Origin of the sequence: Salmonella sp. SAL-020 (assembly GCF_017372215.1) — a bacterium.
Taxonomy (GTDB): Bacteria; Pseudomonadota; Gammaproteobacteria; order Enterobacterales; family Enterobacteriaceae; genus Salmonella; species Salmonella enterica.
Window position 1 is genome coordinate 1,927,185 of sequence record NZ_CP071690.1, and the last position, 22,068, is coordinate 1,949,252.

General features: G+C 53.6%; 26 protein-coding genes. 15 read left to right on the forward strand and 11 right to left on the reverse strand.

Features of this window, described 5'->3' with window-relative positions; genetic code table 11:
• Positions 1-217 precede the first annotated feature (217 nt).
• The 8 genes from J1G48_RS09235 to mdtH all read right to left on the reverse strand — a co-directional run bounded on the left by J1G48_RS09235 (position 218) and on the right by mdtH (position 6,220).
• A complete protein-coding gene (locus J1G48_RS09235; protein ID WP_001253282.1) occupies positions 218-331 on the reverse strand; it encodes a YceO family protein in 114 nt (37 codons plus the stop codon).
• Between the two features lie 40 nt (positions 332-371).
• Entirely contained in the window at positions 372-1,490 is a 1,119-nt protein-coding gene (solA, locus tag J1G48_RS09240) for an N-methyl-L-tryptophan oxidase (protein ID WP_000872758.1), read from the reverse strand.
• A gap of 112 nt (positions 1,491-1,602) precedes the next feature.
• On the reverse strand, positions 1,603-1,857 hold the full coding sequence (gene bssS / locus J1G48_RS09245; RefSeq protein WP_000414441.1) for a biofilm formation regulator BssS: 255 nt from the start codon (positions 1,855-1,857) through the stop codon (positions 1,603-1,605).
• A gap of 289 nt (positions 1,858-2,146) precedes the next feature.
• On the reverse strand, positions 2,147-2,392 hold the full coding sequence (gene dinI, locus J1G48_RS09250; RefSeq protein ID WP_001217763.1) for a DNA damage-inducible protein I: 246 nt from the start codon (positions 2,390-2,392) through the stop codon (positions 2,147-2,149).
• Between the two features lie 73 nt (positions 2,393-2,465).
• Entirely contained in the window at positions 2,466-3,512 is a 1,047-nt protein-coding gene (pyrC, locus tag J1G48_RS09255; protein ID WP_000126602.1) for a dihydroorotase, read from the reverse strand.
• 103 nt (positions 3,513-3,615) lie between these two features.
• On the reverse strand, positions 3,616-4,176 hold the full coding sequence (locus tag J1G48_RS09260; protein WP_000713057.1) for a lipoprotein: 561 nt from the start codon (positions 4,174-4,176) through the stop codon (positions 3,616-3,618).
• 124 nt (positions 4,177-4,300) lie between these two features.
• Entirely contained in the window at positions 4,301-4,948 is a 648-nt protein-coding gene (gene grxB, locus J1G48_RS09265; protein WP_000780893.1) for a glutaredoxin 2, read from the reverse strand.
• Between the two features lie 63 nt (positions 4,949-5,011).
• Positions 5,012-6,220, reverse strand: coding sequence for a multidrug efflux MFS transporter MdtH (mdtH, locus tag J1G48_RS09270; RefSeq protein ID WP_000092178.1), 1,209 nt, complete (start codon positions 6,218-6,220; stop codon positions 5,012-5,014).
• Between the two features lie 236 nt (positions 6,221-6,456).
• Here mdtH and rimJ point away from each other — a divergent pair, with 236 nt between their 5' ends.
• The 4 genes from rimJ (at position 6,457) to murJ (ending at position 10,488) form a co-directional block, all read left to right on the forward strand.
• On the forward strand, positions 6,457-7,041 hold the full coding sequence (rimJ, locus tag J1G48_RS09275) for a ribosomal protein S5-alanine N-acetyltransferase (protein ID WP_000468204.1): 585 nt from the start codon (positions 6,457-6,459) through the stop codon (positions 7,039-7,041).
• A 35-nt stretch (positions 7,042-7,076) separates the two neighbouring features.
• A complete protein-coding gene (locus tag J1G48_RS09280) occupies positions 7,077-7,724 on the forward strand; it encodes a YceH family protein (protein WP_000873047.1) in 648 nt (215 codons plus the stop codon).
• A 1-nt stretch (position 7,725) separates the two neighbouring features.
• Positions 7,726-8,649 (forward strand): Gfo/Idh/MocA family oxidoreductase, encoded by a 924-nt coding sequence (locus J1G48_RS09285; RefSeq protein WP_001259735.1) that lies wholly within the window; start codon positions 7,726-7,728, stop codon positions 8,647-8,649.
• A 303-nt stretch (positions 8,650-8,952) separates the two neighbouring features.
• Positions 8,953-10,488, forward strand: coding sequence for a murein biosynthesis integral membrane protein MurJ (murJ, locus tag J1G48_RS09290; RefSeq protein ID WP_001537775.1), 1,536 nt, complete (start codon positions 8,953-8,955; stop codon positions 10,486-10,488).
• Positions 10,489-10,569: 81 nt separating this feature from the next.
• Here murJ and flgN read toward each other — a convergent pair whose 3' ends face one another.
• From flgN to flgA, 3 genes are all read right to left on the reverse strand, one after another.
• Complete coding sequence (gene flgN / locus J1G48_RS09295) at positions 10,570-10,992, reverse strand: flagella biosynthesis chaperone FlgN (RefSeq protein WP_000197547.1); 423 nt, start codon at positions 10,990-10,992, stop codon at positions 10,570-10,572.
• Positions 10,993-10,996: 4 nt separating this feature from the next.
• Positions 10,997-11,290, reverse strand: coding sequence for a flagellar biosynthesis anti-sigma factor FlgM (gene flgM / locus J1G48_RS09300; protein ID WP_000020893.1), 294 nt, complete (start codon positions 11,288-11,290; stop codon positions 10,997-10,999).
• Between the two features lie 91 nt (positions 11,291-11,381).
• Positions 11,382-12,041: a flagellar basal body P-ring formation chaperone FlgA gene (flgA, locus tag J1G48_RS09305; protein WP_001194086.1), complete on the reverse strand. Its 660-nt coding sequence runs from the start codon at positions 12,039-12,041 to the stop codon at positions 11,382-11,384.
• A gap of 156 nt (positions 12,042-12,197) precedes the next feature.
• Here flgA and flgB point away from each other — a divergent pair, with 156 nt between their 5' ends.
• The 11 genes from flgB to flgL all read left to right on the forward strand — a co-directional run bounded on the left by flgB (position 12,198) and on the right by flgL (position 22,048).
• Positions 12,198-12,614: a flagellar basal body rod protein FlgB gene (gene flgB / locus J1G48_RS09310; RefSeq protein ID WP_000887043.1), complete on the forward strand. Its 417-nt coding sequence runs from the start codon at positions 12,198-12,200 to the stop codon at positions 12,612-12,614.
• A gap of 3 nt (positions 12,615-12,617) precedes the next feature.
• Positions 12,618-13,022, forward strand: a complete 405-nt coding sequence (flgC, locus tag J1G48_RS09315; protein ID WP_001196448.1) for a flagellar basal body rod protein FlgC — start codon at positions 12,618-12,620, stop codon at positions 13,020-13,022.
• An 11-nt stretch (positions 13,023-13,033) separates the two neighbouring features.
• A complete protein-coding gene (flgD, locus tag J1G48_RS09320) occupies positions 13,034-13,732 on the forward strand; it encodes a flagellar hook assembly protein FlgD (RefSeq protein WP_000020450.1) in 699 nt (232 codons plus the stop codon).
• 26 nt (positions 13,733-13,758) lie between these two features.
• Positions 13,759-14,970, forward strand: a complete 1,212-nt coding sequence (gene flgE / locus J1G48_RS09325; RefSeq protein ID WP_000010567.1) for a flagellar hook protein FlgE — start codon at positions 13,759-13,761, stop codon at positions 14,968-14,970.
• Positions 14,971-14,990: 20 nt separating this feature from the next.
• On the forward strand, positions 14,991-15,746 hold the full coding sequence (locus J1G48_RS09330; RefSeq protein ID WP_000349278.1) for a flagellar basal body rod protein FlgF: 756 nt from the start codon (positions 14,991-14,993) through the stop codon (positions 15,744-15,746).
• A 13-nt stretch (positions 15,747-15,759) separates the two neighbouring features.
• On the forward strand, positions 15,760-16,542 hold the full coding sequence (gene flgG / locus J1G48_RS09335; RefSeq protein ID WP_000625851.1) for a flagellar basal-body rod protein FlgG: 783 nt from the start codon (positions 15,760-15,762) through the stop codon (positions 16,540-16,542).
• A 54-nt stretch (positions 16,543-16,596) separates the two neighbouring features.
• Positions 16,597-17,295, forward strand: coding sequence for a flagellar basal body L-ring protein FlgH (gene flgH / locus J1G48_RS09340; protein WP_001174897.1), 699 nt, complete (start codon positions 16,597-16,599; stop codon positions 17,293-17,295).
• A gap of 11 nt (positions 17,296-17,306) precedes the next feature.
• The gene (locus tag J1G48_RS09345; RefSeq protein WP_001518955.1) at positions 17,307-18,404 is read left to right on the forward strand and encodes a flagellar basal body P-ring protein FlgI; all 1,098 of its coding nucleotides are present in this window, start codon (positions 17,307-17,309) and stop codon (positions 18,402-18,404) included.
• Positions 18,404-19,354, forward strand: coding sequence for a flagellar assembly peptidoglycan hydrolase FlgJ (flgJ, locus tag J1G48_RS09350; protein WP_000578682.1), 951 nt, complete (start codon positions 18,404-18,406; stop codon positions 19,352-19,354). Before J1G48_RS09345 ends, flgJ begins: the two co-directional genes overlap by 1 nt.
• A gap of 64 nt (positions 19,355-19,418) precedes the next feature.
• On the forward strand, positions 19,419-21,080 hold the full coding sequence (gene flgK / locus J1G48_RS09355) for a flagellar hook-associated protein FlgK (protein ID WP_000096425.1): 1,662 nt from the start codon (positions 19,419-19,421) through the stop codon (positions 21,078-21,080).
• A gap of 14 nt (positions 21,081-21,094) precedes the next feature.
• The gene (flgL, locus tag J1G48_RS09360; RefSeq protein ID WP_001223032.1) at positions 21,095-22,048 is read left to right on the forward strand and encodes a flagellar hook-associated protein FlgL; all 954 of its coding nucleotides are present in this window, start codon (positions 21,095-21,097) and stop codon (positions 22,046-22,048) included.
• Positions 22,049-22,068: the final 20 nt, after the last annotated feature.

Consider the following 22,068-nt stretch of genomic DNA (forward strand, 5'->3'; position numbering starts at 1 on the left):
AAAGCGCCGAATGCAACTTATAAATAAGAATTTGAATGATATTTATTTTTATTTCAATAATTTTGATGTTGTTTGCGGTTCAGCTTCAGAAGTTTCGAGATATTTCACTCCTGTAACCGCGCAACGGCAGGAACTGGCATTATTGTCGTGCTTCAACGTTATGAAATAAAAAGTGAGGAATTTTCAGGAAGTGTCAGTTAGCGTCAATGAAAAGCAATCAGAAGAAAAGGAGATAAACAATATCCATCACCGCTAGCAGTGACCAAAGAATAACGTAAAGCATGAAATGTTCGCGAATATTATTCATCAGAAAATGAAAGAGACGGCGCATAGGTTACCTTAATAAACAGCCCCTTTACGGGGCCGACAAATTATTGGCTAAAACGGGAAAGCCGGAACGGCGTCAGATCAAAGGAGGATGTTTTTCCCAACGCAAAATCCGCAGCGATTTCTCCTAACACCGGGGCGAATTTAAAACCATGTCCGCTGAGTCCAGTGATGACAAGCGTGTTCTCATGGCCAGGCAGCGTATCGATAATAAAATTCTCGTCCGGCGAATTATCATAGGTACATGCCGCCCCATGTAAACAACCGCCGATACCCGGCAGTACGTTACGCAGGAAAGGAAATGCTTCCGCGCCATCGCTGGCAACGGCGGCAAAGGGCTTGCGCTCTTCCGGAGCCTGTATTAGCTGTCCGCCATTGTGTTTGCCGATTTTTAACTCGTCGTTCTCCGCCGGGAAGCCGTAATATTGATCGCCGTTGGGCATTTCGCCGGTAAAGGCCGGAAAGCGGTTTTTAGTGCTGTAACGTCCATCCGCCTTAAACCAGGCAAAAACTTTACGTACGGGCTGAACGGGCAGCTCCGGTACCAGCGCTTTGACCCAGGTGCCCGCGCTAATTAGCGCCTTGCTGGCGTGGTAGCTGCCTTCACTCGTCTCTATCGTCACACCGTTATCATCATGATGAATATGGCTTACCTGGCTGTTGAATAGCTGTGCGCAGCCAGCCTCTCGGGCCAGACGAAGCCATGTGGTAATGGCTAATTCGCTGCGCAGAAAACCGGAGTCAGCTTCAAACAGCCCGATATAATTATCGGGCACGCGAATTTCCGGCCAGCGCGTCATGAGGGCCGTCGCGTCCAGGCGCTCGACGTTCAATTGCCACTGTTGCGCGCTTCGTGCGACGTTGGCTAAGAAAGCGGAATCGGCCGGGCCGAGGTTGACGACGCCGGAGCGGACAAAAATAGGCTCTTCATTGTGTGTGGAGAGTTCATCCCAAAGCGTCTGGGCGCGAAGCATCAGCGGGACATATTTTTCGCCTTCACCATAAGCATGGCGGATAAGACGGGTATCGCCGTGGTGGCTGCCCTGTTGATGAGGCGGCATATGCGCATCGGTCATCAGGACCTTTAGCCCGGCGCGGGTGGCGTAATAACCAGCGGCGGCGCCAACCGAACCGCTGCCGATAATAATAAGGTCGTATTTCATCAGCTTCTCTCTGCTATCGCGATGATTTCAGGGTAAATAACTGCGCTGAGATATACAAGCCAGAAATAAGTGAGGCACCTTACGGTGCCTGAGAGAGGGGGAGCGCGTCACGCTAATGGCGACGATACTCGTTTTCCTGGTAATCACCTGATTCTATTTTGGCGATGCCGGCTTCTAATATTGAAATAAATTGCCTGGCTACATCTGTCGTTAACCAGAGCGTTTGACCAACTTCAGTCCCTTCCGGTTCCGGACGATTTGGGGTCTGGTAGTGCAAACGCAGCATCAGCGCATCATAGCTATCGACGGTGCTGATGTCCCATCCTACAAGCGGATGGGTCTGAATGACTTCATTATTCTTTTCCATCATGCCCCCCTGGTACGTGTTATAAGACAACGGTTCTCGAGGTTCAATGCGTGTTTTTCTTCTGAAGCAACTTCAGTATACCAATTAATAAGGCTATTCACTGCGTTTTTAAAGAGACCGGAGGATAAATTTCTCTTTTTAAGAATTATATGAACAATAAAGCGGCAGTTCATTCATATTTTTTTAGGATGTTGTGCAATTATTTTGACGGTCAGGCGAAATATTCATCAGTTGCGCAAATAAAAAAGCCGGGGCGACCCGGCAAACATACATCACTGCATATCATTTTTTATTCATTGATGAACCAGTCATCAGCGCTCTCCCAGGTCTCCTGGAGAATCTCGCTAATGCGTTCTTTGTCCTCTTTTGATGCGCCAATGACGGACAAGTTGTTGGCGGTAGCGTAACGCACGGTGACGTTACCCAAGTTCTCAGGAAAATGATGGCTAATACGACGGGAGAGTTCGCCCGCCAGCGCATCAATCGCACCGGCAGGCAGAGGTGACGTTTTGGCTATAGTGACTTCAATACGCATAATGGCCCCCTGTTGAATATACTGGATATATATACAGTTAAATCTAATATATAGCAACAGGTAAGCGCATTTTTTATTTTTTTACTGACCAGCGTACTGTTTCACCCGCTAAAAAAGGCACCAGCGAATCATCAGCCAGCGCGATATTTTCCGGTACCTGTTGTTCATCGCGAACCAGTTCCACCCACCCCGCATTCACCGGCAGGCCATAGAATTGCGGGCCATTCAGTGAACAGAACGCTTCAAAGTGCGCCAGCGCGTTCATTTCCTCAAACACGGCGGCATAACTGCCAAGGGCGGAGGGAGCGTTGAAACAACCGGCGCAGCCGCAACTAGTCTCTTTACGATGACGTGAATGCGGCGCTGAATCCGTCCCCAGGAAGGCGCGCGTAAAACCACTGGCAACCAGTTCGCGTAACGCCTGCTGGTGAATATTGCGTTTCAGAATCGGCAGACAGTACAGGTGAGGACGAATGCCGCCGACCAGCATATCATTACGGTTAAACATTAAATGTTGAGGCGTAATGGTAGCCGCCAGGTAGTCGTTGCCGTCACGTACATACTGCGCGGCATCTTTGGTCGTGATGTGCTCAAAGACCACTTTAAGCGCGGTCAGACGCTGGCGTAGCGGTTCCATTACGGTGTCGATAAAACGCGCTTCGCGATCGAAGATATCAACCTCCGCATGGGTCACCTCACCGTGGACCAGCAATGGCATTCCGAGTTTTTCCATCCGCTCCAGTACCGGCATGATAGCGTCGACTGACGTTACGCCATGACTGGAGTTAGTGGTGGCATTGGCCGGGTAAAGCTTAGCCGCAGTAAATACGCCTTCATGGAAACCACGCTCCAGTTCATCGGCATCGAGCGAATCCGTTAAATAGCAGGTCATTAACGGCGTGAAATCATGCCCGGCGGGCACCGCATCGAGAATACGCTGGCGGTAGGCGATCGCTGCATCAACGGTCGTGATGGGGGACGCCAGGTTCGGCATCACGATAGCGCGACCATAAATTTCGCTGGTATAGGGTACGACCGTTTTTAACATGTCGCCATCGCGAAGGTGAACGTGCCAGTCGTCCGGGCGGCGGATCTTTAAAACCTGGGATGGTGCAGTCATTAATAAGCTCCGGCTGAGGAATAGTCTTTTTGCCGGAAACAAAGGATAAGCGGAAACGTTTTCGTTTGCACGTAAAAAAAAGGCGCGAGCGCGCCCTCCGAAATCAATTGGTGAAAGGAATAACGATTTCACCAGGTTTAACTTCAATGCCTTTCGCGAGTTTCTTTGCTAACGCTTCGCCTTTACTGCTGTCCTCACGCAACACGTAAGCGGGCCGCTGGTTAAAGTAGCTACGTAAAGACTGATTTAAATAAGGCAGGAGCGTTTGTAGCACCGATTGCATTTTCTCCGGCGTCACGGTGGCGTCTACTACTTCCATCTCCTGAAGATAGATGGCGCCTTTTTCTTTATCAAAGACCGGCAGGGCTTTTAGCTTGAGTTTCATCGTCGCTTTTTGACTGCCAAACAGGGAATTCATATCCAGCCTGGCATCGCCAGTAAGGGTGACTTTATTAGGTTCTTCCCGACCAATCTGGCTGACAAGGTTAGTCAATACGATATGCGCGTCGGCAATGCCGGGCAGACCAATATCTTTTGAGAAATTATTCCGTTTTTCAAGCGCTTGATTGATTTCTTGTTCGCTAATGGTGTATTGCGTAAGTTGATTACAACCCACTAACAGGCCGCTAACTACCAGCGCAGCGGCAAAAAAAAACTTTTTCATGGCGTTCCTTAGCATGTTGCCTGTGCCCTAATCTTGACACAAAGCAGCATGTCGCGCCAGCGGACATGGTGCCACTAGAAAAAGCTGAAAAAGGCGGCAAGAAAGGGTTGCCGCCTGGCGGGAGTTAGATAGCCATTGAGGAGAGTAAATTAATTTGCGTCTGCTTCGCCATATTATCGCGATAGTCCGCGACTTTTGTCGGCCAGTGGATACCGGCGACCAGCGTCAGATTACGCAGAAGCGGAAACAGATGAATATCATCTTCCGATAATTCGCCGTTAACGGCGTTAGGCTGTACGATGAGTTTATCCAGCAAACGTAAATCATCGCCGATCTTTTTAATCAGTCCTGCAGAGTGCGCAAGATGGTTGTCAAAACTGCCAGATGAGGCTTCTTTTTTGCGGATAAAATACTGACGCGCCGCAGGGGTAGAAAATTCATCGAAAGCGGATTTTGCAAATCGCGGCAGCAGTAGCTGATTAACGTAACCGTTAACTTTGCGCAACCACTCTTCAATGGCTGGATTGCGTTTCCCGGTTAACAGCGGTTTGCCGTCGAGGTTGTCGACATAATGTACAATATCCATACTTTCAGGAAGGTAGCGACTATCATCTTTTTGCAGGATGGGCACCATCTTTTGACCAATCATCCGGGTGGGCGTCGCCTCGTCGTCATTTTGTAACACGTTAAGTTCAACGGGGATGTTCTTCAGGCCGAAAATCATGCGGGCTTTAACGCAGAAAGGGCAATGATCGTAAATATAAAGCTTCACGTTTCTCCTCCATTTGACTGTCGGTATCTGACCAGTATGGAGGAGATAGCGACAGGTATCAAATCAGGCGCCGGGTTCCAGCATCCGGCGCGGCGTGCGTTTATGACTAAATTGCCAGCCTAAAGCCAAAAAGGTGATAAAGCCGATAATACCGAGCATCATCCACGGTAGTTCAGGCTGCGCAAGCGCTTTCCCCATATCAAACAACCAGCCGCCGCCGATATAACCAATCGCGCCGCCAATGGCTAATCCCAGACGGCTAAAGCCCATATAGCTTCCCCGCGCCCTCGCGTCTGCGAGCGACGCGCTGAGCGTTTCGCGCGCCGGTTCGGCGATAACCGAGCCGATGTAGAAAGCGCAAATAAGCGTAAAAAGCTGCTGTAAATTGCCCACCATCCCGATGGGGAGCATGCTCAGCGACATGACGAGCAAACCGGCCATCAGCCGATGCTCCAGCCGAAAACGCTTTTCGCTCCAGCGGGCAATCGGGTAGAGCAACGTCAGCGAGAGACACGCCTCAATAGCGTACATCCATTTCACGGCAGCAGGCGAACCGGCGATATCGTTTACCATAATCGGCAGCATTAACATGACCTGTACCGCCAGCATATAGTAGCCCGCCAGCGTCAGCACGTAGGTGACAAACCTTTTATCGCTCATGACGCGGCGCATTCCTTCACGCACCGGCGTTCTGACCGTTGATAGCTTCCAGGCCGGAAGCAGCCATGCGTTGAAAAGGGCGCATAATATGAACAAAATAGCGCCTGTCGCGCAGACCAGGCGAAAATCGTATTGTAGCAACCAGCTTCCCAGCAGCGCGCCAATCACCGCGCCCGCGCTGTCCTGCATCATCAACAGAGAGAAGAAGCGGCCCCGTTGCTCCGGACGAATTAATTTGACCACCAGCGCTGAACGCGGCGGGTCAAAAAGCGTACCGCCGAGACCGGAAAGAAAGCAGGAAAACCACAAGAGCCAGGGCTCATGCGCGATACCCATGGTGGCAAAGCCGGCGGCGCGCATCAGCATACCGGTGACAATCATCGGTTTCGCGCCAAAGCGATCGGCGATGGCGCCGCCAAAAATGCCCAGACCTTGTTGAATAAACTGGCGCAGGCCGAGCGCGATCCCTACCATTACGGCAGCCCACCCCATTTGATCGACAAAGCGAATAGAGATGAGCGGGAAGACGACGAAAAAACCCAGCACCACTAACATGTTATCGATGAGAAGAAAATATTTACCCAGGTTCCTCGCCTGCGAGACGCGCGACATTTCCCCTCCCGGGAAATAAAAGATGAGCGTCTTCTATTCTGCGGCGGCGTTTCGTTTTTTCCTACCGTTAGCGGGACAATATTTTTTTATCAAAAGTCCTTTTTAATCGAGAGTTTTCATCAAAATGTGGCAGCAATTCAAAAAATGACGATTTGCGCTTTTCACAGAGCCTGGTTGCGCAGGTATAGTAATGTTACTGGCGTGCTGAAGACGTTACAGGAAGGAGTAGGTATAGAATGTTTGGCTATCGTAGTAACGTGCCAAAAGTGCGCTTAACCACCGATCGTCTGGTGGTACGTTTAGTGCATGAGCGTGATGCCTGGCGTCTGGCCGATTATTACGCGGAAAATCGTCATTTTTTAAAACCCTGGGAACCGGTCCGTGATGAAAGTCATTGTTATCCTTCAGGATGGCAGGCGCGTCTGGGAATGATCGGTGAATTTCACAAACAGGGCTCCGCCTTCTATTTCGCGCTACTTGATCCGGAAGAAAAAGAAATTATCGGCGTGGCGAATTTTTCCAATGTGGTGCGCGGTTCTTTTCATGCCTGTTATCTGGGCTATTCCATTGCGCAGAAGTGGCAGGGGCAAGGGCTGATGTTTGAAGCCTTAACCGCTGCGATTCGCTATATGCAGCGCACTCAGCATATCCACCGTATCATGGCGAACTATATGCCGCACAACAAACGTAGCGGCGCGTTGCTGGCGCGGCTTGGCTTTGAAAAAGAAGGCTATGCGAAAGATTACCTGTTGATTGATGGACAATGGCGCGACCATGTCCTGACGGCGTTAACCACGCCGTTATGGACGCCGGGGCGTTGAGCGGCTTACGGAATGAGAGGCAAAGGGAGAAAACGATGAAATATGAATTAACCGCCACTGAAGCGCGAGTGATTGGCTGTCTGCTGGAAAAGCAGGTGACAACGCCGGAACAGTATCCGCTTTCCGTCAACGGCGTGGTGACAGCCTGTAATCAGAAAACCAACCGTGAACCGGTGATGAACCTGACGGAACAAGAGGTACAAGAACAGCTCGATAACCTGGTGAAACGCCACTTTTTGCGTACGGTCAGCGGGTTTGGCAATCGCGTCACCAAATATGAACAGCGCTTCTGTAATTCCGAATTTGGCGATCTGAAACTTAGCGCGGCGGAAGTGGCGCTTGTCACTACGCTGCTGCTGCGCGGCGCGCAAACGCCCGGCGAGTTGCGTAGCCGGGCGTCGCGGATGCATGAATTCAGCGATATGGCGGAAGTTGAATCCACGCTGGAACGGCTTGCCAGTCGTGAGGACGGCCCGTATGTCGTCCGTCTGGCGCGTGAACCGGGTAAGCGCGAAAGCCGTTATATGCACCTTTTTTGCGGCGACGTCGATGAACTGTCTCTCCAGACGTCTGCGCCGGAAAGTGCGTCGGGCGATCTTCAGTCGCGCGTCGAAGCGCTGGAAAGCGAAGTGGCGGAGTTAAAGCAGCGGCTGGATTCTTTGTTAGCTCACCTGGGAGAGTAATGTGAGAACATTACGGATTGGCATTGTCGGATTAGGCGGTATTGCGCAGAAGGCCTGGCTGCCGGTATTAACCAACACCGCCGGATGGACGTTACAGGGCGCCTGGTCTCCTTCGCGGGATAAAGCCTTACGTATCTGCGAAAGCTGGAGCATACCGTATGTGGATTCGCTGGCGAATTTAGCGTCCGGCTGCGATGCGGTCTTCGTCCACTCCAGTACCGCAAGCCATTATGCCGTGGTCAGCGAACTTCTCAATGCCGGCGTCCATGTTTGCGTGGATAAACCGCTGGCGGAAAATCTACGTGATGCCGAACGGCTGGTGGCGCTGGCGGCGCAAAAAAAATTGACGCTGATGGTTGGCTTTAATCGCCGTTTCGCGCCGCTGTACCGCGAACTGAAGACGCGCCTCGGCACTGCGGCGTCACTGCGTATGGATAAACATCGTACCGATAGCGTCGGGCCGCACGACTTACGTTTTACTTTGCTCGATGACTATCTGCATGTCGTGGATACCGCTCTGTGGCTGGCGGGCGGCGAGGCGCGCCTTGCCAGCGGCACGTTGCTCACCAGCGAGTCCGGCGAAATGTGCTATGCGGAACATCATTTTTCCGCCGACAAACTACAAATTACCACCAGTATGCACCGGCGCGCCGGAAGTCAGCGTGAATCGGTCCAGGCCGTCACCGACGGCGGGCTATATGACGTGACGGATATGCGTGAATGGCGCGAAGAGCGCGGGCAGGGTATTCTCATCAAACCCATTCCTAGTTGGCAAACGACGCTTGAACAGCGTGGTTTTGTCGGATGCGCGCGGCATTTCATTGACTGCGTACAAAATCAGACGGTTCCGGAAACGGCGGGGGAGCAGGCGATTTTGGCCCAGCGCGTCGTGGAGGCGCTGTGGCGGGACGCCATCAGCGAATAACCCTCTGTAACATCTGGCGGTAGTAATTCATCGTAATCCAGGTACTATACCCTCAATAATTCGAGTTGCAGAAAAGCTAACGCACATGCAGCTCGAAGTATGGCGGGTATATATGCCCACTCTACACAATACCTCTTTTCACAGTGAATAATGGCAAACCGTGGGGAGTCTGTAAGGCCTGATAAGACGTTTTAACGTCGCCGTCAGGCGCGGTGATACAGCCGGATACGGCAGAAGTTGCGTTATCCGGTCGATGGATCAGCCATGCAGGAGTTTTACGCCAGGGTCTGGAATACAAAAGAAATGAATTTATTGAAATCGCTGGCTGCCGTCAGCTCGATGACTATGTTTTCACGCGTGTTGGGCTTTGCCCGTGATGCGATTGTCGCCAGAATTTTTGGCGCAGGGATGGCGACCGACGCCTTTTTTGTGGCGTTTAAACTCCCCAATCTACTACGCCGGATCTTTGCCGAAGGCGCTTTTTCTCAGGCCTTTGTGCCTATCCTGGCGGAATATAAGAGCAAGCAGGGTGAAGAAGCGACGCGGATCTTTGTCGCTTACGTTTCCGGCCTGTTGACGCTGGCATTGGCCGTCGTGACGGTGGCCGGTATGCTGGCCGCCCCGTGGGTGATTATGGTAACCGCGCCGGGTTTTGCCGATACTGCGGATAAATTCGCGCTGACGACGCAACTGCTGCGGATTACGTTTCCCTATATTCTGCTGATCTCGCTGGCTTCACTGGTTGGCGCCATTCTCAACACCTGGAATCGCTTCTCTATTCCCGCTTTTGCGCCGACATTTCTTAATATCAGCATGATCGGTTTTGCATTATTCGCCGCGCCATACTTTAATCCGCCGGTGCTGGCGTTAGCCTGGGCAGTCACCGTCGGCGGCGTGCTGCAACTGGTGTATCAACTTCCGTATTTGAAAAAGATCGGTATGCTGGTGCTGCCGCGCATTAACTTTCGCGACACCGGGGCGATGCGGGTGGTCAAACAGATGGGGCCGGCGATTTTGGGCGTATCCGTCAGTCAGATCTCTCTTATCATCAATACCATTTTTGCCTCGTTTCTGGCCTCCGGCTCGGTCTCATGGATGTACTATGCCGATCGGTTGATGGAGTTCCCGTCCGGCGTGCTGGGCGTGGCGTTGGGGACCATCCTGTTGCCGTCATTGTCGAAAAGCTTTGCCAGCGGCAATCATGATGAGTACTGCCGCCTGATGGACTGGGGGCTGCGTTTGTGCTTTTTACTGGCGTTGCCGAGCGCGGTAGCGTTAGGCATTCTGGCGAAGCCGCTGACGGTCTCGCTGTTTCAGTACGGTAAATTCACCGCCTTTGATGCGGCGATGACGCAGCGGGCGTTAATCGCCTATTCGGTGGGGCTGATTGGCTTGATCGTCGTAAAAGTGTTGGCCCCGGGCTTCTATTCTCGCCAGGATATTAAAACGCCGGTGAAAATCGCCATAGTGACGTTAATCATGACTCAGTTAATGAACCTGGCGTTTATTGGACCGCTGAAACACGCCGGGCTGTCGCTCTCTATTGGTCTGGCGGCATGTCTCAATGCGTCGCTGCTGTACTGGCAACTGCGCAAACAGAATATCTTTACGCCACAACCGGGTTGGATGTGGTTCCTGATGCGTCTGATCATTTCCGTACTGGTGATGGCCGCCGTATTGTTCGGCGTGTTGCATATTATGCCGGAGTGGTCGCAAGGGTCGATGTTATGGCGTTTGCTACGTTTGATGGCGGTAGTGATCGCGGGTATTGCGGCCTATTTCGCCGCGCTTGCCGTGCTGGGCTTTAAAGTGAAAGAGTTTGTTCGCCGGACGGCGTAAATTCAGTGCCTGATAGCGCTGTGCTATCAGGCCTACAAGGCATTCAGGCCGGAAAGGCGCAACGTCGCCATCCGGCAATGATTAGATAGAAATTTTTTTACCGCCGCGGTGAGAGACGGAAGTCTGACCGTCAGCCCCGTACAAGGTCGGCTCCTGGTGAGGTTTCAGCACCTCCAGCGCCTGTTGATTACGCTCGATTTGCCCTTCCAGCAGCCAGCCGTTGTGCTGGTTGAGGTCGCGAAGATGCTGCGTTTTTTCGGTAATCGCCTGCCAGCGCTCTGCAATGTCATCGTTTGCGCTACGCTGCGCGTTCTGCTCCAGACGGCGCTGTTGTTCCAGATAATCCAGCGTCGCCAGCAACGAGCTTTTTTCTTCTGTAATACGCTGTAGCTGGCTGCCGTTAATCTGGCCTACGGAAAGCTGTTGTTGCTCGGCGTCCATCACCGTCTTCAGGTCATTCAGGACGGTGGTCATCTGGTCAAGTATTTCTGACAAACGAGTCATACGCTTATTTACTCTGTAAGTAGCTCTGCGCCTCGCGAATGAGCGAGTCTGCTATTTTTCCCGTATCCATTTTTAACTCACCGTTACGGATAGCCGTTTTTAATGCTTCGACGCGTTCCATATTAATGTCGCTGACGCCTGGCTGCATGAGCTTCGCTTGCGCGTCGCTTAACGTTACGCTGGCGCTCGTCGCGGCGGACGTTTTTTCCTGACGCGTTTTTTGTACCGGCGTGTCGCTGGTTTCGCGCGTCTGGACAGTGCTAACGGGTTTCAAAGGTGAGGTACGGTCAATGCTCATTTATTTATCCTCATCGAGGGTTACGTTGTAGCGGCCAGCTACCATCATGGTTGAATATCTCATCGGCAGCCGCGACAAAATCTTTACACAATTATAGGTTAATAAGAATATTCCCATCAGAATCGACGGTTCCACTCACGATTTGACCCGATGTCATGCGCACGCGCGCATTTTGCGCGACGGCGGCATTATTCATCGCCTGACCTTCCGCATTGACGCTGAACCCCTCGCCATTGGCGATGACCTGTACTCGTTGCCCCGCTTTGACGCGCCAGGCCTGACGTATCATCGTAAGCTGTACCGGCTGCCCGGGTGCGAGATCGCGCAAACTGACGGCATCCTGAATCTGACGGATATCCAGTACCGTCCGCGGCGGTAACTGATCCAGCCTGCCACGTTTTAGCGTGACGTTGGCCGGCGTCAATTTTCCGCCGCGCGCGACGGGCGCGGCAACGGCGACATAATTGCCGGTCGCTTGCACATTCACCTGCAAATAACGTTTTTCATTGGCGCAGCGCGCCACCACATTGACGTTGCCCCACAGCTTCGCGCTGCCCGTCATGCTGAAGGCTGGCTGTTCGCAGCTCGGTAGCAGATTGGGCGATGAACGGAGCGTGACAACCACCTCGTCGCTGAAGCCAGCCAGACGCTGGGAAAACCACGTGGTCAGCTGGGCGTTGATGTCCTGCGCCATTGTCAGGGGGCTGAACAGCAAAGCCGCCACGGCGAATCCTCGTTTTAACGTTTGCATGGTACTTCCCCCTGGTTGATGTCATGACAGGATTCTACCCGTGTGAAGCAGGCATCAACGCAATAAATAGCGACGCATTTTGCGTTTATTCCGGCGATAACGCGCGCGTGAAGGCATTTAAGCTGTCGGCTGAATTTTGCCATTTGCGGAGGAGATATGCTCGACAGGCTCGATGCCGCCTTACGATTTCAGCAGGAAGCGCTTAATCTGCGCGCGCAACGTCAGGAAATATTAGCGGCGAATATCGCCAATGCCGATACGCCGGGGTATCAGGCGCGCGATATTGATTTTGCCAGTGAGTTAAAAAAGGTGATGGTGCGTGGACGGGAAGAAACCGGCGGCGTCGCGTTAACGTTGACTTCCTCTCACCATATTCCCGCCCAGGCGGTCTCTTCTCCCGCAGTGGATCTGCTTTACCGCGTACCCGATCAGCCTTCTTTGGATGGTAACACCGTAGATATGGACAGGGAACGTACGCAGTTTGCGGATAACAGTCTCAAATATCAGATGGGGCTTACCGTTCTGGGTAGCCAACTCAAAGGCATGATGAATGTGCTACAGGGAGGAAACTAATTCGTGGCGCTGTTAAACATTTTTGATATTGCCGGATCGGCGCTTGCCGCGCAGTCCAAGCGGTTGAACGTTGCGGCCAGTAACCTGGCGAATGCGGATAGCGTCACCGGCCCGGACGGACAGCCTTATCGCGCCAAACAGGTGGTTTTTCAGGTGGACGCCGCGCCGGGTCAAGCCACTGGCGGGGTAAAGGTCGCCAGCGTGATTGAAAGTCAGGCACCGGAAAAGCTGGTTTATGAGCCAGGCAATCCGCTGGCGGACGCTAATGGTTACGTCAAAATGCCCAACGTCGATGTGGTCGGCGAAATGGTCAACACGATGTCAGCCTCGCGCAGCTATCAGGCAAATATCGAAGTCCTGAATACCGTAAAAAGCATGATGCTTAAAACGCTGACATTAGGCCAGTAAAGGAGGCGCGTATGTCTATTGCCGTAAATATGAATGACCCGACCAACACGGGCGTCAAAACGACGACCGGCAGCGGGTCGATGACCGGAAGCAACGCTGCCGATCTGCAAAGCAGTTTCCTGACCTTACTGGTCGCGCAATTGAAGAACCAGGACCCGACTAACCCATTACAAAATAATGAGTTAACGACACAGTTGGCGCAAATCAGTACCGTGAGCGGCATTGAAAAACTGAATACGACGCTGGGGGCTATTTCCGGGCAAATCGATAATAGTCAGTCCCTACAGGCGACCACGCTGATTGGACATGGCGTTATGGTGCCTGGCACCACAATTCTGGCGGGTAAAGGCGCGGAAGAAGGGGCCGTGACGTCCACGACGCCGTTTGGCGTGGAATTGCAACAGCCTGCGGACAAAGTGACGGCAACCATTACCGATAAAGATGGCCGGGTGGTACGGACGCTGGAGATCGGTGAGTTGCGAGCCGGGGTACACACCTTTACCTGGGATGGTAAGCAAACGGACGGAACAACGGTACCGAATGGTTCTTACAACATTGCGATTACCGCCAGCAATGGCGGAACGCAACTGGTGGCGCAGCCGCTGCAATTCGCTCTGGTACAGGGCGTGACGAAGGGCAGTAACGGCAACCTGTTGGATCTGGGTACCTACGGCACCACCACACTCGACGAAGTTCGGCAAATAATCTAAGCCCTTACACTTATCAGGAGTCAGTCATGTCTTTTTCTCAAGCGGTTAGCGGCCTGAACGCTGCGGCCACCAACCTTGATGTTATCGGTAATAACATCGCCAACTCCGCCACCTATGGCTTTAAGTCCGGTACGGCATCATTTGCCGATATGTTCGCCGGTTCCAAAGTGGGGCTGGGCGTAAAAGTGGCGGGGATTACCCAGGATTTTACCGACGGTACGACAACGAACACCGGGCGCGGGCTGGATGTCGCGATTAGCCAGAACGGTTTTTTCCGCCTGGTAGACAGCAACGGTTCCGTGTTCTATAGCCGCAACGGCCAGTTCAAACTGGACGAGAACCGTAACCTGGTCAATATGCAGGGGATGCAGTTGACCGGCTATCCGGCCACCGGTACGCCGCCGACCATTCAGCAGGGGGCGAATCCTGCGCCGATCACCATTCCGAACACGCTGATGGCGGCGAAATCGACCACCACCGCGTCAATGCAGATCAACCTGAACTCAACGGACCCTGTACCGTCTAAAACGCCCTTTAGCGTGAGTGATGCGGATTCGTATAACAAAAAAGGCACCGTCACCGTTTATGACAGCCAGGGTAATGCCCATGACATGAACGTCTATTTTGTGAAAACCAAAGATAATGAATGGGCTGTGTACACCCATGACAGCAGCGATCCTGCAGCCACTGCGCCAACAACGGCGTCCACTACGCTGAAATTCAATGAAAACGGGATTCTGGAGTCTGGCGGTACGGTGAACATCACCACCGGTACGATTAATGGCGCGACAGCGGCCACCTTCTCCCTCAGCTTCCTTAACTCCATGCAGCAGAACACCGGGGCTAATAACATCGTCGCCACCAATCAAAACGGCTATAAGCCGGGCGACCTGGTGAGCTACCAGATTAACAACGACGGCACCGTGGTTGGCAACTACTCCAACGAGCAGGAGCAGGTGCTGGGGCAGATTGTGCTGGCTAACTTCGCCAACAACGAAGGTCTGGCATCCCAGGGCGATAACGTCTGGGCGGCGACGCAGGCTTCCGGGGTTGCGCTGCTGGGGACTGCCGGTTCCGGCAACTTCGGTAAGCTGACGAACGGCGCGCTGGAAGCCTCTAACGTGGATTTGAGTAAAGAGCTGGTGAATATGATCGTCGCGCAGCGTAACTACCAGTCGAATGCGCAGACCATCAAAACTCAGGACCAGATCCTCAATACGCTGGTTAACCTGCGCTAAGCGCCTGACGGGATAGCTTAATGGATCACGCAATTTATACCGCTATGGGGGCGGCCAGCCAGACGCTTAACCAGCAGGCGGTAACGGCCAGCAACCTGGCTAATGCCTCAACGCCGGGCTTTCGCGCGCAGCTTAACGCGCTACGCGCGGTGCCCGTTGATGGCCTCTCTTTAGCAACGCGCACGCTGGTTACGGCGTCGACGCCCGGGGCGGATATGACCCCGGGTCAGTTGGACTACACCTCCCGTCCGCTGGATGTCGCGTTACAGCAGGACGGCTGGCTGGTAGTGCAAGCGGCGGATGGCGCTGAAGGATATACCCGTAACGGGAATATCCAGGTGGGTCCGACCGGGCAGTTAACCATTCAGGGACATCCGGTTATCGGCGAAGGCGGCCCGATTACCGTTCCTGAAGGGTCGGAAATCACCATTGCGGCAGACGGCACGATCTCCGCGCTCAATCCCGGCGACCCGCCAAACACGGTGGCGCCCGTTGGGCGACTGAAGCTGGTCAAAGCGGAAGGCAATGAGGTGCAGCGGAGCGATGACGGTTTATTCCGCCTTACCGCCGAGGCACAGGCTGAACGCGGGGCGGTACTGGCCGCCGACCCGTCAATTCGCATTATGTCGGGCGTGCTGGAGGGCAGTAACGTCAAGCCGGTTGAAGCCATGACCGACATGATCGCCAACGCACGTCGTTTTGAAATGCAGATGAAGGTTATCACCAGCGTAGATGAGAACGAAGGGCGAGCTAACCAACTGCTGTCGATGAGTTAATACAGGACATTTTATGATCAGTTCATTATGGATCGCCAAAACCGGTCTGGACGCGCAGCAAACCAATATGGATGTGATTGCCAATAACCTGGCAAACGTCAGCACCAATGGTTTTAAGCGTCAGCGCGCGGTATTTGAAGATCTGTTGTATCAGACCATCCGCCAGCCGGGCGCGCAGTCGTCCGAGCAGACGACGCTGCCTTCAGGGCTGCAAATCGGTACCGGCGTGCGTCCGGTCGCCACGGAGCGTCTGCACAGTCAGGGGAACCTGTCGCAGACCAACAACAGTAAAGATGTGGCGATTAAAGGGCAGGGCTTTTTCCAGGTCATGCTGCCGGACGGTACGTCTGCCTATACCCGCGACGGCTCTTTCCAGGTGGATCAGAATGGTCAACTGGTGACGGCGGGCGGTTTTCAGGTGCAGCCGGCAATCACCATTCCGGCCAACGCGTTAAGCATCACGATTGGCCGCGACGGCGTGGTCAGCGTTACCCAGCAGGGGCAGGCCGCGCCGGTTCAGGTCGGGCAGCTTAACCTGACCACCTTTATGAACGACACCGGGCTGGAAAGCATTGGCGAGAACCTCTATATCGAAACGCAATCGTCCGGCGCGCCGAACGAAAGCACGCCGGGGCTCAACGGCGCGGGGTTGTTGTATCAAGGGTATGTCGAAACGTCGAACGTTAACGTGGCGGAAGAGCTGGTGAACATGATTCAGGTTCAACGCGCCTATGAAATTAACAGTAAAGCAGTATCGACGACCGATCAGATGCTGCAGAAACTGACGCAACTCTAAGGGGCCGCCGGTGGGGGATACGCCACCGGCTCCCTGATTTTGAAGATGAAGGTAATGCAAAAATACGCGCTTCACGCTTACCCAGTTATGGCCCTGATGGTCGCGACGCTGACAGGATGCGCCTGGATACCCGCTAAACCGCTCGTGCAGGGGGCGACCACGGCGCAGCCGATACCTGGCCCGGTACCGGTGGCGAATGGCTCCATATTTCAGTCTGCGCAGCCGATTAATTATGGCTATCAGCCGCTTTTTGAAGATCGTCGACCGCGTAATATCGGCGATACGCTCACGATTGTGTTACAGGAAAACGTCAGCGCCAGTAAAAGCTCGTCGGCAAATGCCAGTCGCGACGGCAAAACCAGTTTTGGTTTTGATACGGTACCGCGTTATCTGCAGGGATTATTCGGTAATTCCCGCGCGGATATGGAGGCCTCCGGCGGCAACTCTTTTAACGGCAAAGGCGGCGCGAATGCCAGCAATACCTTTAGCGGCACGCTGACCGTGACCGTCGATCAGGTTCTGGCCAATGGCAATTTACACGTCGTGGGGGAAAAACAGATCGCGATTAATCAGGGAACGGAATTCATCCGCTTCTCCGGCGTGGTAAATCCACGCACCATCAGCGGCAGCAACTCCGTTCCCTCGACACAGGTGGCGGATGCGCGGATTGAATATGTCGGGAACGGCTATATTAACGAAGCGCAAAATATGGGCTGGCTGCAACGTTTCTTCCTTAATTTGTCGCCGATGTAAGCGAGGTGTATGTGTTTAAAGCTCTTGCAGGAATCGTTCTGGCACTGGTTGCCACTCTGGCGCACGCCGAGCGTATCCGGGATCTGACCAGTGTCCAGGGAGTACGGGAAAACTCGCTGATCGGCTACGGGCTGGTGGTCGGGCTGGACGGTACGGGCGACCAGACGACCCAGACGCCATTTACCACCCAGACGCTGAATAACATGCTGTCACAACTGGGGATTACGGTCCCCACCGGCACCAACATGCAGTTGAAAAACGTGGCGGCGGTGATGGTGACGGCGTCGTATCCGCCTTTTGCGCGACAGGGACAAACGATCGATGTCGTCGTTTCCTCAATGGGGAACGCTAAAAGTCTGCGTGGCGGGACGTTATTAATGACGCCGTTAAAAGGGGTGGACAGCCAGGTGTATGCTCTGGCGCAGGGCAATATTCTGGTCGGCGGCGCGGGCGCTTCCGCAGGCGGCAGTAGCGTGCAGGTTAACCAGCTTAATGGCGGGCGCATCACTAATGGCGCGATTATCGAACGCGAGTTGCCGACTCAGTTCGGCGCTGGCAACACCATTAATCTGCAATTGAACGACGAAGATTTTACGATGGCGCAGCAAATTACCGACGCCATCAACCGCGCCCGCGGTTACGGCAGCGCCACTGCGCTTGATGCGCGAACGGTACAGGTACGCGTGCCCAGCGGCAACAGCTCGCAGGTGCGTTTTCTGGCGGACATTCAAAATATGGAAGTCAACGTGACGCCGCAGGATGCAAAAGTTGTGATCAACTCGCGTACCGGTTCGGTGGTCATGAATCGGGAAGTCACGCTGGATAGCTGCGCTGTGGCGCAGGGCAATTTGTCAGTGACAGTCAATCGCCAGCTCAACGTCAACCAGCCGAATACGCCATTTGGCGGCGGGCAGACCGTGGTGACGCCACAGACTCAAATAGATTTGCGTCAGAGCGGCGGATCGCTACAGAGCGTGCGTTCCAGCGCCAATCTGAACAGCGTAGTGCGTGCGCTGAATGCGCTTGGCGCGACGCCGATGGACCTGATGTCGATTTTGCAGTCCATGCAGAGCGCGGGCTGTCTACGCGCCAAACTGGAAATCATCTGATGATCGGAGACGGTAAATTGCTGGCCAGCGCGGCCTGGGATGCGCAATCTCTGAACGAACTGAAAGCGAAAGCGGGCCAGGACCCGGCGGCGAATATCCGTCCTGTGGCCCGTCAGGTGGAAGGGATGTTTGTGCAGATGATGCTGAAAAGTATGCGCGAGGCTTTACCCAAAGATGGTTTATTCAGCAGCGATCAGACGCGTCTGTATACCAGCATGTATGACCAGCAGATCGCCCAGCAGATGACCGCCGGTAAGGGATTGGGGCTGGCGGATATGATGGTTAAACAGATGACGGGCGGGCAGACGATGCCTGCGGATGATGCGCCGCAAGTACCGCTTAAATTCTCCCTGGAGACGGTAAACAGCTATCAAAATCAGGCGCTGACCCAACTGGTGCGCAAAGCCATACCGAAAACGCCGGACAGCAGCGATGCGCCGCTCTCCGGCGACAGTAAAGACTTTCTGGCCCGGCTTTCGCTCCCGGCGAGGCTGGCCAGCGAACAAAGCGGGGTGCCGCATCATCTGATTCTGGCGCAGGCGGCGCTGGAGTCCGGCTGGGGGCAACGGCAAATCCTGCGGGAGAATGGCGAACCCAGCTATAACGTATTTGGCGTGAAAGCGACCGCCAGTTGGAAAGGGCCGGTGACGGAAATCACCACCACTGAATACGAGAATGGCGAAGCGAAAAAAGTGAAAGCGAAATTCCGCGTCTATAGCTCGTATCTGGAGGCATTATCGGATTATGTCGCGCTGTTAGCGCGTAACCCACGCTACGCTGCCGTGACCACTGCCGCCACGGCAGAGCAGGGCGCAGTGGCTCTGCAAAACGCCGGATACGCCACTGACCCGAATTACGCGCGTAAATTGACCAGCATGATTCAGCAGTTGAAAGCGATGAGTGAAAAGGTCAGCAAAACCTACAGCGCGAATCTCGACAATCTCTTTTAAATTGCTCAAGTCCACGTAGTCGCTGCCGATAACAACGAGTATTGAAGGATTAAAAGGAACCATCATGTCCAGCTTGATTAATCACGCCATGAGCGGACTTAACGCCGCGCAGGCCGCGTTAAATACGGTCAGTAATAACATCAACAATTATAACGTTGCGGGTTATACCCGGCAGACAACTATTCTGGCGCAGGCAAACAGTACGTTAGGGGCTGGCGGCTGGATAGGTAATGGCGTTTACGTTTCAGGCGTACAGCGCGAATATGATGCGTTTATCACTAATCAGCTACGCGGCGCGCAAAACCAGAGCAGCGGCTTGACCACGCGCTATGAACAGATGTCGAAAATCGACAACCTGCTGGCCGATAAATCCAGCTCACTGTCTGGTTCGTTGCAGAGTTTTTTTACCAGCCTGCAAACGTTAGTCAGTAATGCGGAAGATCCTGCGGCGCGTCAGGCGCTGATTGGTAAAGCGGAAGGGCTGGTAAACCAGTTCAAAACCACCGATCAGTATCTGCGCGATCAGGATAAACAGGTCAATATCGCGATTGGCTCCAGCGTGGCGCAAATCAACAATTACGCGAAGCAGATAGCTAACCTGAACGATCAAATCTCCCGTATGACGGGCGTAGGCGCGGGCGCATCGCCGAACGACCTGCTCGATCAACGTGATCAGTTGGTTAGCGAGCTTAACAAGATCGTTGGCGTCGAGGTGAGTGTACAGGACGGCGGCACCTATAACCTGACGATGGCCAATGGCTATACGCTGGTGCAGGGGTCGACGGCGCGTCAGTTGGCGGCGGTTCCCTCCAGCGCCGACCCGACGCGAACGACTGTCGCTTATGTCGATGAGGCCGCCGGTAACATCGAAATTCCGGAAAAGTTGCTGAACACCGGTTCGCTCGGCGGGCTACTGACGTTCCGTTCCCAGGATCTGGATCAGACTCGTAATACGCTGGGCCAGTTGGCGTTGGCGTTTGCCGATGCGTTTAACGCGCAGCATACCAAAGGTTATGACGCCGACGGCAATAAAGGGAAAGACTTCTTTAGCATTGGCTCGCCGGTGGTATATAGCAACAGTAATAATGCCGATAAAACGGTATCGCTAACCGCTAAGGTGGTCGATAGCACGAAGGTTCAGGCGACGGATTATAAGATTGTTTTTGACGGTACAGACTGGCAGGTTACTCGCACTGCGGATAACACCACCTTCACGGCGACAAAAGATGCTGACGGAAAACTGGAGATTGACGGTCTGAAAGTGACGGTAGGGACCGGCGCACAGAAAAACGACAGTTTTCTTCTCAAGCCGGTTAGCAATGCTATCGTCGACATGAACGTTAAAGTGACGAATGAAGCCGAGATTGCGATGGCGTCTGAGTCAAAACTCGATCCTGACGTGGATACCGGCGACAGCGATAACCGCAATGGTCAGGCATTGCTGGACTTACAAAACAGCAATGTAGTGGGCGGCAACAAAACTTTTAACGATGCTTACGCCACGTTGGTCAGCGATGTGGGTAACAAAACGTCAACGCTGAAAACCAGCAGCACCACGCAGGCGAATGTGGTTAAACAGCTTTATAAACAGCAACAGTCGGTTTCCGGCGTTAACCTCGACGAAGAGTACGGCAATTTGCAGCGTTATCAGCAGTATTATCTGGCGAATGCGCAAGTATTGCAGACCGCGAATGCGCTGTTTGATGCGTTATTGAATATTCGCTAAAGGAGAAGGATGACATGCGTATCAGTACCCAGATGATGTACGAACAAAATATGAGCGGCATCACTAATTCTCAGGCCGAATGGATGAAGCTGGGCGAGCAGATGTCTACCGGTAAGCGCGTTACCAACCCATCTGACGATCCAATCGCCGCGTCGCAGGCGGTAGTACTCTCTCAGGCGCAGGCGCAGAATAGCCAGTATGCCCTGGCGCGTACGTTTGCCACCCAAAAAGTGTCGCTGGAAGAAAGCGTACTCAGTCAGGTGACGACGGCGATTCAAACCGCGCAGGAAAAAATCGTCTATGCCGGAAACGGCACGTTAAGCGACGATGACCGCGCGTCGCTGGCGACGGATTTACAGGGGATCCGCGATCAGCTGATGAACCTGGCAAACAGCACTGACGGCAATGGTCGCTATATCTTTGCCGGGTATAAAACGGAAGCGGCGCCATTCGACCAGGCGACAGGTGGTTATCATGGCGGCGAGAAAAGTGTTACCCAGCAGGTGGATTCCGCACGCACGATGGTAATTGGCCATACGGGAGCGCAAATTTTTAATAGCATCACCAGCAATGCGGTGCCGGAACCGGATGGCTCAGACTCCGAAAAGAATCTGTTTGTCATGCTCGATACGGCAATTGCCGCGCTCAAGACCCCGGTGGAAGGCAATGACGTGGAAAAAGAAAAAGCCGCTGCCGCCATTGATAAAACCAATCGCGGCTTAAAAAATTCGCTTAATAACGTCCTGACCGTTCGTGCGGAACTGGGAACGCAACTGAGCGAACTCAGTACGCTGGATTCACTGGGAAGCGACCGTGCGCTGGGACAGAAACTGCAGATGAGCAACCTGGTAGATGTGGACTGGAACTCGGTCATTTCTTCCTACGTCATGCAACAGGCGGCATTACAGGCGTCCTATAAAACGTTTACCGACATGCAGGGAATGTCGCTTTTCCAGTTGAACCGGTAACACCTCTTTTTGAAACATAT